This is a genomic window from Mucilaginibacter sp. KACC 22773 (genome assembly GCF_028736215.1).
In the GTDB taxonomy this organism is placed as follows: domain Bacteria; phylum Bacteroidota; class Bacteroidia; order Sphingobacteriales; family Sphingobacteriaceae; genus Mucilaginibacter.
The window spans coordinates 7,453,099-7,468,064 of sequence record NZ_CP117883.1; the positions used below are offsets into that span (position 1 = coordinate 7,453,099).

The 14,966-nt window shown below is 44.3% G+C and carries 13 protein-coding genes; 12 read left to right on the forward strand and 1 reads right to left on the reverse strand.

All coding sequences use genetic code 11. From position 1 onward, the window contains the following. Positions 1-29: 29 nt before the first annotated feature. The 12 genes from PQ469_RS30950 (at position 30) to PQ469_RS31005 (ending at position 13,479) form a co-directional block, all read left to right on the forward strand. Positions 30-1,703, forward strand: a complete 1,674-nt coding sequence (locus PQ469_RS30950) for a glucoamylase family protein (protein WP_274211094.1) — start codon at positions 30-32, stop codon at positions 1,701-1,703. Between the two features lie 21 nt (positions 1,704-1,724). After that, entirely contained in the window at positions 1,725-3,083 is a 1,359-nt protein-coding gene (locus tag PQ469_RS30955; RefSeq protein WP_274211095.1) for a glucoamylase family protein, read from the forward strand. Positions 3,084-3,664: 581 nt separating this feature from the next. Continuing rightward, complete coding sequence (locus PQ469_RS30960; protein ID WP_274211096.1) at positions 3,665-4,189, forward strand: YceD family protein; 525 nt, start codon at positions 3,665-3,667, stop codon at positions 4,187-4,189. 15 nt (positions 4,190-4,204) lie between these two features. Then, the gene (gene rpmF / locus PQ469_RS30965; RefSeq protein ID WP_090652090.1) at positions 4,205-4,396 is read left to right on the forward strand and encodes a 50S ribosomal protein L32; all 192 of its coding nucleotides are present in this window, start codon (positions 4,205-4,207) and stop codon (positions 4,394-4,396) included. 15 nt (positions 4,397-4,411) lie between these two features. After that, positions 4,412-5,350: a phosphate acyltransferase PlsX gene (gene plsX, locus PQ469_RS30970; RefSeq protein WP_274211097.1), complete on the forward strand. Its 939-nt coding sequence runs from the start codon at positions 4,412-4,414 to the stop codon at positions 5,348-5,350. Between the two features lie 10 nt (positions 5,351-5,360). Continuing rightward, positions 5,361-6,350, forward strand: coding sequence for a beta-ketoacyl-ACP synthase III (locus tag PQ469_RS30975; protein ID WP_090652245.1), 990 nt, complete (start codon positions 5,361-5,363; stop codon positions 6,348-6,350). A 288-nt stretch (positions 6,351-6,638) separates the two neighbouring features. Continuing rightward, on the forward strand, positions 6,639-7,112 hold the full coding sequence (gene accB / locus PQ469_RS30980; protein ID WP_274211098.1) for an acetyl-CoA carboxylase biotin carboxyl carrier protein: 474 nt from the start codon (positions 6,639-6,641) through the stop codon (positions 7,110-7,112). Between the two features lie 141 nt (positions 7,113-7,253). Beyond that, a complete protein-coding gene (accC, locus tag PQ469_RS30985; protein WP_274211099.1) occupies positions 7,254-8,588 on the forward strand; it encodes an acetyl-CoA carboxylase biotin carboxylase subunit in 1,335 nt (444 codons plus the stop codon). Between the two features lie 75 nt (positions 8,589-8,663). Beyond that, a complete protein-coding gene (gene tatC, locus PQ469_RS30990; RefSeq protein ID WP_090652094.1) occupies positions 8,664-9,530 on the forward strand; it encodes a twin-arginine translocase subunit TatC in 867 nt (288 codons plus the stop codon). Between the two features lie 341 nt (positions 9,531-9,871). Further along, positions 9,872-11,152: a replication-associated recombination protein A gene (locus PQ469_RS30995; RefSeq protein ID WP_274211100.1), complete on the forward strand. Its 1,281-nt coding sequence runs from the start codon at positions 9,872-9,874 to the stop codon at positions 11,150-11,152. Positions 11,153-11,245: 93 nt separating this feature from the next. Beyond that, positions 11,246-12,721: a DUF5687 family protein gene (locus PQ469_RS31000; RefSeq protein WP_274211101.1), complete on the forward strand. Its 1,476-nt coding sequence runs from the start codon at positions 11,246-11,248 to the stop codon at positions 12,719-12,721. Between the two features lie 2 nt (positions 12,722-12,723). Further along, positions 12,724-13,479: an ABC transporter ATP-binding protein gene (locus PQ469_RS31005; protein WP_274211102.1), complete on the forward strand. Its 756-nt coding sequence runs from the start codon at positions 12,724-12,726 to the stop codon at positions 13,477-13,479. Positions 13,480-13,679: 200 nt separating this feature from the next. Here the strand turns inward: PQ469_RS31005 and PQ469_RS31010 are convergent, their stop codons facing one another. Next, positions 13,680-14,939 (reverse strand): peroxiredoxin family protein, encoded by a 1,260-nt coding sequence (locus PQ469_RS31010; RefSeq protein WP_274211103.1) that lies wholly within the window; start codon positions 14,937-14,939, stop codon positions 13,680-13,682. Positions 14,940-14,966: the final 27 nt, after the last annotated feature.

Here is a 14,966-nt window from a genome sequence, read left to right on the forward strand (position 1 = left end):
GGCGGGCAACCTTTTTAAAAAAGGCGGGAATGAGGAATATCAAAGATTATTGTTTGGCGCTGGGATTTGTAGTATTGCTTTTTTCCTGTGGTAAAAGTTCAAATAATAAGTCCACACCAGTTACGCCAACTCCTTCGTCGTTTACTTTTAGTGCGCTTAAGGTGAATGGTAAAACAAGCGGTTTTAGCTATAGCAATATAAATAGCAAACCGGCTATCGCTATTACGTTTTCAACCCCGCTTAACCGTAACTCCATAGCAACAAGCGTCAGCCTGAACAGCAAATCCGGAACCGTGGCAGCTTTTAGCACCACATATCAAAATGGCGATAGTACTGTAGTGATTACCCCAACGGGCTTATCGCCCATTACCCAATATACGCTTAACGTTACTACCGGTTTAAAATCTGCCAAGAATGGCAGTTTGCAATCGCCCTTATCCGTACAACTGATCACAGCTATTGACAGTACCCCAAAGTTCAGCACCATATCTGACGATCAGCTGCTTGACCTGGTTGAGCGGCAAACCCTGAAATATTTTTATGATTTTGGCCATCCAACCAGCGGGCTGGCACGCGAGCGTAATACATCTGGCGACGTGGTGACCACCGGCGGCTCGGGTTTTGGCATTATGGCAATCATAGCAGGCGTTAGCCGCGGTTTCATAAGCCATGCCGATGGATTGACCCGGATGCAAAAAATGGTGAGCTTTTTAAATACCAAAGCGCAAAAGTTTCACGGTGCTTTCCCCCATTGGATGAATGGCGCTACCGGCGCTGTTGTACCCTTCAGTGCACAGGATGACGGGGCCGATCTGGTAGAGACATCGTACCTGATGCAGGGCCTCATTACTGCCCGCCAATATTTTAATGCATCCAACACCAACGAAACCCAACTACGCGCAGATATCAATACCTTATGGAATGGTGTAGAATGGGACTGGTTCAGGCAGGGCGATCAAAACGTGTTGTACTGGCACTGGAGCCCCGATTTGGGCTGGGCCATCAACATGAAAATTACCGGCTGGGACGAGGCCTTGATAGTTTATGTTTTAGGCGCTTCATCCACAACGCATAGTATCCCCAAAACTGTTTATGACCAGGGCTGGGCAAAAAACGGTGCCATTAAAAATGGCAATACCTTTTACGGTGTTACCTTGCCGCTGGGTCCCGACAGGGGCGGTCCGTTATTTTTTGCGCAATACTCTTTCATGGGCATCAACCCCAAAGGCCTAAGCGATGCCTATGCCAATTACCAAACGCAAAATGAGGCCCATGCCACCATCAATTATAAATATTGTGTGGCCAATCCGTTGGGCAACAACGGCTACAGCGCAGATTGCTGGGGACTAACCGCAAGCGATATTGAAAACGGCTATACAGCAAGTTCGCCTACAAATGATGTTGGTGTTATCGCGCCTACCGCAGCCATTGCATCGCTGCCTTATACGCCAACCCAATCTATGGCGGCGCTAAGGTTTTTTTACTATACCCTGGGCGATAAATTATGGGGCCAGTATGGTTTTTATGATGCGTTTAATTTAACTAACCCATGGTTTGCCAGCTCGTACCTGGCCATTGACCAGGGGCCTATTGTGGTAATGACCGAAAATTACCGCACCGGCCTGCTGTGGAATTTGTTTATGAGTGCGCCCGAAGTAAAAGCGGGCATGAAAAACTTAGGGTTCAGCAGCCCTAACCTTTAACCCTGATTAATACCATTTTACATGAATAAATTTATATTAACCCCTTTATTGTTACTGCTTACCCTATGCTCTTTGGCTCAAAAACAGGCAAAAAAAACCGGCGAAGATGGCATTAAACCTATAGGCATTATCAAAAACCTAAGCGATAGCGCATTGCTTGATGTGGTGCAACGCCAAACATTCCGTTACTTTTGGGATTTTGGCCACCCTGTAAGCGGCCTCGCCCGCGAGCGCAGCAACAAATCATTTGATTACGGCGACGAAGTGGTAACCACTGGCGGCTCGGGTTTTGGGGTAATGGCCCTTATTGTGGCCGATAGCCGCAAATGGATAAGCCATGAACAGGCTGTTGACCGGATGGTGAAGATTGTAAACTTCCTGTTTAAGGCCAACTCCTTCCACGGCGCGTTTCCGCATTGGATGAACGGCGAAACAGGCAAGGTGATACCTTTTGGGCGTAAAGATGACGGCGGCGACATTGTGGAATCGGCTTACCTTTTCCAGGGGCTGATTTGCGCTAAACAATACTTTACTGCCAATACCCCGAAAGAGCAGCGCATCCGCGATGTGATTAGCTGGATGTGGGGCGAAATGGAGTGGGACTGGTATACCCGGGATGGCCGTGACGCCCTTTACTGGCACTGGAGCCCCAATAACGGCTGGGCCATGAACTTTGCCATCCATGGCTTTAATGAGTGCCTTATAACGTACGTATTGGCGGCATCGGCACAACGCTACCCTGTAGGTGCAAACGTATACACCCAGGGCTGGGCGCAAAGCGATTTTTTTAAAAACGGAAAAACTTTTTATGGTTATAAACTGCCTTTGGGTTTTGATTACGGCGGCCCGCTTTTCTTTTCGCAATACTCCTTTATGGGTTTAAATCCTAAAGGTCTAAAAGATCAGTATGCCGATTATTGGGAGCAAAATAAAAACCATACGCTAATAAATTATGCCTACTGCGTAGATAACCCAAAAAAATTCAAAGGCTATGGCCCCGACTGCTGGGGACTTACCGCCAGCGATAATTTTGAAGGCTATAACGCCCACTCGCCAACAAACGATTTGGGGGTGATAACGCCAACCGCGGCACTATCCGCATTTCCGTACACACCGGAACAATCCATGAAGGCCCTGCGCCATTTTTATTATGACCTGGGCGATAAGATCTGGGGCGAATATGGCTTTACCGACGCCTTCAGCGAACAGCATAACTGGTACGGCAAATCATACCTGGCCATTGACCAGGGCCCTATTGTGGTGATGATTGAAAACTATCGTACCGGCCTGCTCTGGAAACTATTCATGAGCAATCCCGATGTGCAACACGGCTTAACAAAGCTTGGTTTTGAAAGCCCGGCAATAACAAAACACGATTAAAGGATTTTGCAGGATTAACAGGATTTTTAACGTGGTATACTCATAAATTACCTATAACCTGTTACATTTTCAAGTGGGCCGGCCTATCAATCTGAGCCTGCCGAAGACTCGCGTGGAGAAGCCTTTGCCCGCAATGCTTCGACGAGCTACCTATGACATGTTGTAGAATCCCAGACTTACGAAGTTTTGAAAACTTCGTAAGTCTTTCGCCGGTACCTCATTCTCCCTTCAGAATATCGCGAGATTTTACCACTCAGCATAACGGCCATCTTTATAACGTCATTCCCCTTTTTATTTGTACCCATGAAAAGGCTGGAAAATTCCGGACTTCCGAAGTTTTTAAATGGCGAAGCCCTCAAAGAGGCCAAAACAATAACGGGGTCGCAATCAAAAGCTTTCGGCGGACCAATTTGACCGGCCATTTTTACAGCTTCATTGCCATTCATCAATCCATGTTAATACCCGGCGTTCGGTATTATATTACCGGCCCTTTACCTTTCATCATTAGCCTTTAGCCTTTTTTCAAAAACACTTTCCAGTTATGGTATTTTTCCATACATTTGCGGGCTAATTGTTGCTCATTGAAATCGCTTAGAACATATTCGATTCCTTTTACGGGATTAAAACTGGGGAAACACCGGTTTGATTTTACTGTTGATGATGCTTTTTTTGACGAATTTGAATATTCGCTGGTTAAAAAGGCTAACTTGCAGTGCGTTGTTGAGCTGGATAAACAGGAGACAATGATTATCCTGAACTTTGACATTAAAGGCACCGTTGATGCAAGCTGCGATAGATGTTTGGCCCAATATCCGCAAACGCTGGATATAACCGAACAGCAAATTGCCAAGTTTAGCGAGGAGCCGATTGATGAAGATGACGAAATTATTACCCTGAGCAAAAATGATCATGAGATTAATATTGCCGGGCTGATATATGAATACATTAACGTTGCCATGCCATTTATATCGGTATGTAACGACGAGGGTAACACCTCATATTGCGATAAAGAAATGCTTGACAGGCTAAACAGCCTGGCAGGAAACGAAGAACAAACTGAGGATACAGACCCACGGTGGGATGTACTCAAAAAAATAAATAAATAATAAAATAGCAGGATCATGCCACATCCAAAACGTAAAATATCCAAATCAAGAAGAGATAAGCGCAGAACTCATTACAAAGCTGAAGCTCCAACTTTAACCACTTGCCAAACTACCGGCGCTATCCATTTACCGCACAGGGCTTATACTGTTGATGGTAACGTTTACTATAACGGTAAAGTACTTATTGAGAAAGCAGCAGTAGCCTAAGTTTATTTTCTGAAAATGAAGATTGGCTTAGATATTATGGGCGGTGATTATGCTCCCAAAGCAACTGTTTTAGGAGCAATCGAAGCTTATAAGGCTTTATCTGCCGACCAAAAACTGGTACTGATAGGAGATAAAGACACTGCGGTTACTATTCTTCAGGAAAATAATGTTAGCCCCGATCATTTCGAGTTTGTGCATACAACCGAAGTGATTGGCATGGGCGAACATCCTACCAAAGCAATTGTACAAAAACCAAATTCGAGTATTTCGGTTGGCTTTCAGTTGCTTAAGGAAGATAAAATTCAGGCATTCTCATCGGCAGGAAACACCGGCGCCATGCTGGTAGGTTCTATGTTTAGTGTAAAAACTATTCCGGGCGTTGTGCGCCCCGCCATGACTACCATTGTACCCAAACTTAAAGGAGGTTTGGGTATTTTGTTGGATGTAGGCGCCAATGCCGATTGCAAACCCGAGGTATTGCTTCAATTTGGGGTACTGGGCAGCTTATTTGCCCAATCGGTATATGCTATCGAAAATCCAAGGGTAGCCCTCATGAACATAGGCGAAGAGGAAGAGAAAGGCAATATACTTTGCCAGGCTACCTATCCTTTAATGAAGGAAACCAAGCTGTTTAATTTTGTTGGTAATGTTGAAGGCCGCGACCTGTTTAGCGAAGGGGCCGATGTTTTTGTATGCGATGGTTTTACAGGTAATGTAATATTAAAGCTTGCCGAGACGTTTTATGTTATTACCCGTAAAAAGCAGTTTAAGGACGAGTTTTTTGATAGGTTTAACTATGAGCAATATGGCGGCAGCCCCATTTTGGGTGTAAATGCCCCGGTTGTTGTTGGCCATGGCATTTCAAGCCCCGAGGCCATAAAAAACATGGTGCTGTTATCAAAAAACATGGTTGAGAGCGGCCTGGTTGATAAAATTAAACAAGCTTTTCAGTAAAAATATAAAGATGAGTAAAATTCATGCCGCTATTACTGCTGTACATGGTTACGTACCCGACTATGTATTAACCAACCAGGAACTGGAAACATTGGTTGATACAAATGACGAGTGGATTGTAAGCCGTACCGGCATTAAAGAGCGCCGTATATTAAAAGGCGAAGGTTTGGGTACATCTGATATGGCCGTTCCGGCGGTACAGGCGCTGCTAAAAAAACGCGGCATAGGTGCCGAGGAACTCGACCTGATCATTTTTTGTACTACTACACCAGACTATGTTTTCCCGGCTACGGCAAATATTTTAGCTAATAAAATAGGCGCAAAAAATGCCTGGGGATATGATCTTTCTGCCGCTTGCTCGGGTTTTATTTTTGGCCTGGCTACCGGCTCACAGTTTATCGAAAGTGGTAAACACAAAAAGGTATTGGTGGTTGGTGGCGATAAAATGTCGTCGATAACCAATTATCAGGACCGTGCTACCTGTATTATTTTTGGCGATGGCTGCGGCGCCGTATTGCTTGAGCCAAACGATGAAGGTAACGGTATCATGGATTCTATATTAAAAAGTGATGGCTCGGGGGTTACCTACCTGCACCAAAAGGCAGGAGGATCTGTAAAACCGGCATCGCATGAAACAGTTGATGCCCGCGAGCATTTCGCATACCAGGAAGGGCAGGCTGTTTTTAAATTTGCTGTTACCAACATGGCCGATGTGGCCCACGAGGTAATGGAACGCAATGGCCTTACCGGCGAGGACGTTGCCTGGCTTGTACCACACCAGGCCAACAAGCGTATTATCGACGCTACCGCAAGGCGCACAGGCTTAAGCGATGATAAAGTGATTATTAACATTGAACGTTACGGCAATACAACAAACGGCACCATCCCACTATGCTTATGGGAGTGGGAAAGTAAATTTAAAAAAGGTGATACCCTGATACTGGCAGCCTTTGGTGGCGGCTTTACCTGGGGCAGCATCTATTTAAGATGGGCGTATTAGATTTGCAGATGAAAGAAATGTGCAGATATGCAGATTTCAGATGTGCAGATGAAAAAACGAATTGCCGGTTTTAACGGTGTAGGCGACGAAATAGCAAGTCGAAAAAATTAAAACATCTATCTGATAATAAACGTTAATTTTACCATAAGATAAATAATAGTAAATAAGAATCTGCACATCTTGAATTTGCATATCTGCACATCAAAACCGCATATTTGCACATCTGAAATCTGCACATTTGAATATAACTTAGATATAAAATTTGTCCCCAACCAATTAATCCCAACTATGGATATTAAACAAATTCAGGACCTTATTCGCTTTGTGTCGAAATCTGGCGTAAACGAAGTGTCAATTGAGCAAAAGGATTTTAAGATTACGATAAAAACCAACGAAACACAGCCGCAGGTTATTCATGCCAGCATACCGGCGCAAACAGCCCCTGCTGCATTGCCGCCCGCACCGGTTGCAGCTGAGCCCGTTGCCCCGGCAGCACCGCCTGCAGGCCCGGATACATCGAAGTATCTGACAATCAAATCGCCAATGATTGGTACTTTTTACCGTTCATCAAGCCCCGATAAGCCATTATTTGTAAACGTTGGCGACGAAATTAAAACCGGCAGCGTGGTTTGTATCATTGAAGCCATGAAGCTTTTCAACGAAATCGAGTCAGAAATATCTGGCCGTATTGTTAAAGTACTTGTTGATAACGCATCACCTGTAGAGTACGACCAACCTTTATTTTTAGTAGAACCTATATAACGATGTGCAGATGTGCGGATTCCAGATGTGCAGATGATTTTTAATTCATTTGCACATTTGTAGTTTACACAACTTAACATCAATCATTAATATTTTTCATCTGCATATTTGCACATTTGTAATTTGCACATCAAAGAAACCATGTTTAAAAAAATATTAATAGCTAACCGGGGCGAGATCGCCCTGCGAATTATCCGTACCTGTAAAGAGATGGGTATTAAAACCATAGCTGTATATTCAACTGCCGACCGCGATAGCCTTCACGTACGTTTTGCTGATGAAGCCGTTTGCATAGGCCCGCCACCAAGCCGCGATTCGTATTTAAATATTCCAAACATTATTTCGGCTGCCGAGCTAACCAATGCCGATGCGATACATCCTGGCTATGGTTTCCTTTCGGAAAACGCCAAGTTTTCGGCCATCTGCGCCGAATATGGCATCAAATTTATTGGTGCTACGGCCGATCAGATCAATTCCATGGGCGATAAAGCTTCGGCTAAAGAAACCATGAAAAAGGCTGGCGTACCTATTGTACCTGGCTCCGATGGTTTGTTATCTGATATTAAGTCAGGCATCGCGATAGCTAATAAAATAGGTTACCCTGTAATATTAAAAGCAACTGCCGGTGGCGGTGGCCGCGGTATGCGCATTGTTTGGAAAGACGAAGAATTTGAAAATGCCTGGGATTCGGCCCGTGCCGAATCTGGCGCTGCTTTTGGTAACGATGGCTTATACCTTGAAAAATATGTTCAGGACCCACGCCATATCGAAATACAGGTAGTAGGCGACCAGTATGGCAAAGTTTGCCACCTGTCCGAACGCGATTGCTCTATCCAGCGCCGTCACCAGAAACTGGTTGAGGAATCGCCCTCGCCTTTCATGACCGAGAAACTGCGTAAAAAAATGGGCGAGGCCGCTATAAAAGGAGCCAAAGCCGTTAAATATGAAGGTGCAGGTACCGTAGAGTTTTTGGTTGATAAAGACCGCAACTTTTACTTTATGGAGATGAATACCCGCATACAGGTAGAGCACCCGGTTACCGAAGAGGTAATTAACTTTGATTTGATTAAAGAGCAAATTAAGGTTGCTGCGGGCATCCCGATTTCGGGTAAAAATTACGAGCCAACCATGCATGCCATTGAGTGCCGTATCAACGCCGAAGATCCTTACAATAACTTCCGCCCGTCACCGGGCAAAATCACCAACTTTCACTCGCCAGGCGGTCATGGTGTGCGTATAGATACTCATGTATACACCGGTTATGTTATCCCGCCAAACTACGATTCGATGATTGCCAAAGTAATTTGTTGCGCCCAAACCCGCGACGAAGCTTTGAGTACCATGGAACGTGCCCTAAGCGAGTTTGTGATTGAAGGGGTAAAAACAACCATTCCGTTCCATTTAAAATTGTTAAAAGATCCAAACTTCAGGGCCGGTAATTTTACCACCAAGTTTATGGAAACGTTTGAAATGTAAATTAAATTCAAACTATCTTCATTCAATAAAACGTACTTAGCACAATAGCGTTTATACAGCGGTATTTAACATACAATGAGCGACAATAAATTAATTAAAGCCATAAAAGATAAAGGTAAAACGATGGAGGCCGAAATGTCTTTCTTCGACCACCTGGAAGCTTTAAGATGGCATTTGATACGATCGGCTTTAGCCATTGTAGTAATTACCAGCGTTGTGTTTTATTTTTACGATTGGATTTTTGACACCATTATCATGGGGCCAAGCAAGCCAACTTTCTGGACGTACCGGATGCTTTGCGCATTAGGCGACCTTTTGCACCGCCCGGGTTTTTGCATCGATAAAATAAATATCCAATTAATAAATACCGAGATGGCCGGGCAGTTTACCCTGCAAATCAACTCGTCATTAATTATTGGCCTTACGCTGGGTTTTCCGTACTTATTGTTTGAAGTATGGCGTTTTGTCCGCCCGGCCTTGCACGAGAAGGAGCGTAAAGCTGCATCGGGTTTTGTGTTTTATGCAACAGCTTTATTCATCATTGGTGTATTATTTGGCTACTACGTTATTACGCCCGAGTCGATTAACTTTCTTTCGGGCTACACGGTAAGTGCAACTATCAAGAATTTATTTGATATCGATTCGTACCTATCGTCTGTATCCACCTTAACCTTGGCAACAGGTATTGTGTTTGAGCTGCCAATTTTGGTATACATCCTGTCAAACCTGGGTATCCTGACTGCTAAGTTTATGCGCGAAACCAGGCGCTATGCTATAGTTATCATCATGGTTATTGCGGCCATAGTTACGCCAACACCGGATATGATGACTATGACCGTGGTAAGTATCCCATTGTTTGCTTTGTACGAAGTTGGCATCCTGGTATCAGCAGTAGTTGAAAAACGGAAACTAAAACGCGCACAGGAAGACGGATTAGCGTAGATTAAGGCCGGATGGGCAGATTTCAGATTTCAAATGTGCAGATGAGGGAATTATTTGAGGATTTGAAAATTTGAGGATTTGAAAATGATTTTGACTGAACTCTGATTAAACAGATTAGTCAGAGTTATCGGATTTTGATTTTCTTGCGTTTCTGTAATCGAGGTAATCCATTAATCTGATGAATCCCTGTTTAGATAAAAACTTTATGAAAGCCCTGTCGTTTATAAACGGCGGGGCTTTGTTTATTCAGGAGCATTTTGCACATTTGAATAATCATCCTCAAAAACATTTGCAGTTCATCATCTGCACATCTGAAATCTGAAATTTGCACATCCAAAAGTATGACCAACCTCCCACCATTAGCCGAACGGATGCGCCCAAAATCGCTTGATGATTATGTGGGGCAGAAACACCTGGTTGGGCCGGGGGCGGTGTTGCGTAAAGCCATCGAATCAGGGGCATTGCCGTCCATGTTGTTTTGGGGGCCGCCAGGGGTAGGTAAAACTACTTTGGCTTATATCATATCACAATCCTTAAATCGCCCTTTTTTTGCGCTCAGTGCCATTAACTCGGGGGTGAAGGATGTTCGGGAGGTTATTGAAAAAGCATCCTTGCTAAAGCAAGGCGGTCAAACGCTGCCGATATTGTTTATTGACGAGATTCACCGCTTTTCCAAATCGCAGCAGGACTCATTGCTGGGCGCTGTTGAGCGAGGTATAGTTACGCTTATTGGCGCCACTACCGAGAATCCATCCTTCGAGGTTATCTCGGCTTTGCTGTCACGATGCCAGGTTTATATCTTACAGCCCCTTGCCGAAGAAGATTTACTAAACCTGCTGGAGAAATCGATGCAGGAAGATGTGGTATTGAAAGAAAAGCACATTACCATACAAGATCACGAGGCTATTATGCGCCTTTCTGGCGGCGACGCGCGCAAACTGCTCAATATTTTCGAACTGCTGGTAAACGCTTTTGACAGTCCTGATATAGTTTTAACCGACGAGATTGTGCTGGAGCATGTACAGCAAAACATGGCTCTGTATGATAAAACCGGCGAGCAGCATTATGATATCATTTCGGCCTTTATTAAATCCATGCGCGGCAGTGACCCTAACGGTGCAGTGTACTGGCTGGCGCGAATGATTGCAGGAGGGGAAGATCCTTTGTTCATCGCCCGCCGTATGCTCATCCTGTCATCAGAGGATATTGGCAATGCCAACCCTAATGCCCTGTTATTGGCCCAAAGCTGTTTTGAAGCGGTGAACAAAATAGGCATGCCCGAATCGCAGCTGATATTATCACAAACGGCAATTTACCTGGCCACATCGCCCAAAAGCAATTCGGCCACAACGGCTATCGGTGCTGCTATGGCTTTGGTAAAGCAAACTGGCGATTTGCCCGTACCCCTGCACCTGCGTAACGCACCCACCAAATTCATGAAAAACATTGGCTATGGTAAAGATTATAAATACGCTCACAGTTACGAAGGCAATTTTACCGACCTTGATTTTTTACCTGATGCCATCCGGGGTACAAAAATTTATGAGCCGGGTAACAACGCCCGCGAAAACGAATCAAAAGAAAAGTTGAAAAAACTTTGGGGCGATAGGTATAAGTATTAGTTTTTAGTCTTAAGCTGTCAGTCTTGAGTCTTAAGAATGAATGCCGTATATTTCCGACTTAAGTATTATAACTCACAACTTATAACACACAACATGGTATCTACTTTTATCGGTCATGAATTAAAAGCTTTCTGGCGATCAAAAAATACGGGGAAAAGTATTGCCATCCGGGTGGTAATGGGGCTTTTAATCCTTTACCTGTTTTTGAACGTGCTTGTAGTGGGCATACTTTTAGATAAGATGCTGGAGGGCATGTTCCCGGATGAAGATCTTGTTAAAGCCTTCTGCGGTATCATTCTTATTTACTTCCTGTTTGATTTGCTCATGCGGCTGCAGTTGCAGGAGTTGCCAACTTTACGGGTGCAGCCTTATTTACACCTGCCGATAAAAAGGAACGCGCTGGTGCGCTACCTGGCCTTAACCGCGGCTTTGTCAGTTTTTAATTTATGGCCTTTTGTGCTGTTTTTACCTTTTGTATTTAAAGTAGTAGGCCCCGATTCGGGTGCATTGGTAAGCTCTGCCTTTGTTGTTGCTATTGCCGGGCTTACCGTGTTTAACAATTACCTTGCGCTGTACATCAAGCGGAAATCGAACCTTAACGGCTGGGTGTTTTTGATTGCTGCAGCCGTTTTAATATTGATAATTACCTGCGATTTCAGGTGGCATCTGTTCTCTACCAGGGATATCTCCTATGCCTTCTTCGGTCACCTGATTACCATGCCGGTACTGGCTTTGCTGCCTTTTGTGCTGGCCGTAGTGATGTATTATTTAAACTTCCACTATCTTAAACAAAATCTTTACCTGGAAGAACTAACCGCTCACAAAAAGGTATCATACAAAAGCAGTACCGATATTCCGTTCCTTTCGCGCTTTGGCCGGGTTGGGGATTTGGCTGCCAACGAAATAAAGCTTATCCTCCGCAACAAACGCCCACGGTCGGCCCTTATCATGGGCTTGTTTTTTATGTTTTACGGGCTCATTTTTTACACCAACAAACATTATGGCGAAAACTGGTACTTGTTTGTCGGCATGTTTATGACGGGTATTTTTATCATTAATTATGGCCAGTTTATGTTTAGCTGGCAGGCATCGCATTTTGATGGTATATTGGTGAGCAAAATTAACTTTACCGATTTTTTGAAGGCCAAGTATTTACTTTTTACCCTGGTATCAACCGTGGCTTTTTTTCTGACGACGCCGTACGTTTACTTCGGGTGGACTATATTACTGGTGCATTTTGTGATGTATTTGTGGAACATTGGTGTTAACACAACCATCGTATTGTTTTTTGCTAACCGTAACGCCAAGCGAATTGATTTGTCAAAAGGTGCCTCGTTTAACTGGGAAGGGGTTGGGGCAACCCAGATGTTGTTATCGTTCCCGCTCATTTTAACGCCCTATATTATTTATCTGCCCTTTGCGCTGTTTAAACACGCCAACGTGGGCCTGGCTGTGTTGGGTGCTATAGGCGCGATATTCATTTTAACCCGCAACTTCTGGATCAAAAAACTGGAAGAGGATTTTGTACAAAAAAGGTATACCATAGCCGAAGGCTTCAGAAATAAATAACCATGATTGAAATAAAAAACCTGAAAAAAATATATAACGGTGTAACCGTAGTTGACGTGCCGCACCTGGTAATCAGCAAAGGCGAAAGTGTTGGCCTGGTAGGTAATAACGGCGCCGGCAAAACCACGCTGTTCCGGATGATACTGGATCTCATCCGGCCCGAAACCGGCGAAGTATTATCTAACGGGGAAGTTGTAGCCGGGCATGAAAACTGGAAAAACTACACCGCATCATATCTTGATGAAGGCTTCCTGATAGATTATCTTACCCCCGAGGAATACCTGTACTTTATAGGCGGTTTGCACCAGCAAAGCAAAGCCACTGTTGATGAAACCCTGCTAAAACTATCTGATTTTTTTAACGGCGAGATTCTCAAAAAAGGCAAGTACATCCGCGATTTATCCAAAGGCAACCAATGTAAAGTAGGTGTTGCATCCTGCGTGCTGCAAAACCCGCAATTACTTATGTTGGACGAACCTTTTGCCAATATAGACCCCAGCACACAATTCCGGCTAAAAAATATGCTGAAGGAGCTAAATAAGGCTCAACGTATAACCACTATCGTATCCAGCCATGATCTTAACCACATCACCGATATATGCGACCGCATCCTGCTGATGGAAAAAGGTGTGATTATTAAAGATATTGCCACCAACTCATCAACGTTAAAAGAACTGGAAGACTATTTTGGAGTTGGGGTGGCTGAAGATGCGGCAATTTCGGTTATCGATAAGATTGATGAGGAGGAGAATCATTAGCGTAAACATTATCGCCAAACACACCATTGTCAATCTATCCGGGCATTATGTTTCAGGTTCCCTGATGGATATTCGATATCTCCAATTTTCCTGTCATCCTTGAGGAACGAAGGATCTATCAGCTGTGCATTACCGATAGAAAAGTTCGCGAATAGATGCTTCGTTCTTCAGCATGACAGTTTTTTTGCCCTGTTTTGCTGCTACTTTCCCTTTACGAGTTCCGGGGCCTCCGTCAGCAAATCGTCAGTCAGCTTTTCAAACTCGTTGATAAACTCTTTATAATACTCTCCTGTACCGGGGCCACTAAAACCTGTGTGGATTTTACGTACATCGCCGGCTTTATCAATGATAATGGTTGTTGGGAAACCCACTACTTTTGATAGCATGGGTAGGCTTTTGGATGTTTCGGCCTTATCGCTGGTATAGCCGGTTATTAATAACTCGTAAGGAACATTAAAACGATTTTTTACCTGTAGCAATGCCTTTTGCGACTTGGCAAAATCGCTGCTGCGCTCATAGGCCAAACCAACAACCTCCACTCCTTTGGGCTGATATTTTTTGTAGTAGTTAACCATATAGGCGGTCTCGTCCATACAGTTGGGGCACCATGAGCCTAATATCTGTACAATAACCACCTTGTTTTTATATCGGTTGTCCTGCAACGAAATTGTTTTTCCTACCAGGTCTTTAAAAGCGAAATCTATTTTCTTAAAGCCTGGCTTCAGCGCGGTTAATGAGTATGCATCGGGGAGTTTTGCATTACCATTCTTTATAGCAGCCCAGGTTTGCATACCCGAGTAGCCCGCGTAAAATTTACCATCTGTAAGGGTTTTATCATCCTGAATAGTGGCTGTAAACGTGTAGGCATGGCCACCATCAAAGCAAGACAGGAACAATTTATTGCCGGCCACAATACCTTCCAGGTAGCGGTAATCGCCGGTGGTGGTTAAAAACGTTCCGGTTAGTTTGGCGCCAACCTGCTTAAATTCGCCTACGGTAGTATCGGCCCCTTCGCCCTCGCCAATAATGGCCGACCAGCGGCCGCCTACGTTATAAGCCGGCTTTTCGGGCGCTTTCAAAAAACGCCATGGAGTATTGGGTGTAGCCGCAAACGGCGTTAACACATCCTGGCTCGCCAGGTGCTTTATCCAGTTACCGGTTAGCTTATCGCCATCCAGCTTCAGTTTAAATTCTGAATTAAAAAGCGGCATATGTATAAAAACAGAATCGCCCGCTGTAGCAACATCAACATCGGTAACCTTAAACCTTTCGGCACCGTTAATAATAGCCAACTGTTGTTTGCCCGCTGTATCCTTAACATCAAAATTGAACGGAATTTCGTTTCCCGACTTGGTTGTTAGCGCCCCGCGCCATATACCTGTTTTAAGTTTGGTTTGTGCCGTTGCTGTCAGCACAAGCAGGGCAGATGATAAAGCTACTATGATGGATTTTATTTTCATGTTGATGTAAAATAGTCTACAAAATTG

Bases quoted from the DNA above. Each gene is read 5' to 3' on its own strand.
- PQ469_RS30975 (WP_090652245.1), top strand. From the start codon at position 5,361: ATGAGTAAAATTCATGCCGCTATTACTGCTGTACATGGTTACGTACCC.
- PQ469_RS30955 (WP_274211095.1), top strand. From the start codon at position 1,725: ATGAATAAATTTATATTAACCCCTTTATTGTTACTGCTTACCCTATGC.
- rpmF (WP_090652090.1), top strand. From the start codon at position 4,205: ATGCCACATCCAAAACGTAAAATATCCAAATCAAGAAGAGATAAGCGC.
- PQ469_RS31005 (WP_274211102.1), top strand. From the start codon at position 12,724: ATGATTGAAATAAAAAACCTGAAAAAAATATATAACGGTGTAACCGTA.
- PQ469_RS31000 (WP_274211101.1), top strand. From the start codon at position 11,246: ATGGTATCTACTTTTATCGGTCATGAATTAAAAGCTTTCTGGCGATCA.
- accC (WP_274211099.1), top strand. From the start codon at position 7,254: ATGTTTAAAAAAATATTAATAGCTAACCGGGGCGAGATCGCCCTGCGA.
- plsX (WP_274211097.1), top strand. From the start codon at position 4,412: ATGAAGATTGGCTTAGATATTATGGGCGGTGATTATGCTCCCAAAGCA.
- PQ469_RS30950 (WP_274211094.1), top strand. From the start codon at position 30: ATGAGGAATATCAAAGATTATTGTTTGGCGCTGGGATTTGTAGTATTG.
- PQ469_RS30995 (WP_274211100.1), top strand. From the start codon at position 9,872: ATGACCAACCTCCCACCATTAGCCGAACGGATGCGCCCAAAATCGCTT.
- accB (WP_274211098.1), top strand. From the start codon at position 6,639: ATGGATATTAAACAAATTCAGGACCTTATTCGCTTTGTGTCGAAATCT.
- PQ469_RS31010 (WP_274211103.1), bottom strand. From the start codon at position 14,939: ATGAAAATAAAATCCATCATAGTAGCTTTATCATCTGCCCTGCTTGTG.
- tatC (WP_090652094.1), top strand. From the start codon at position 8,664: ATGAGCGACAATAAATTAATTAAAGCCATAAAAGATAAAGGTAAAACG.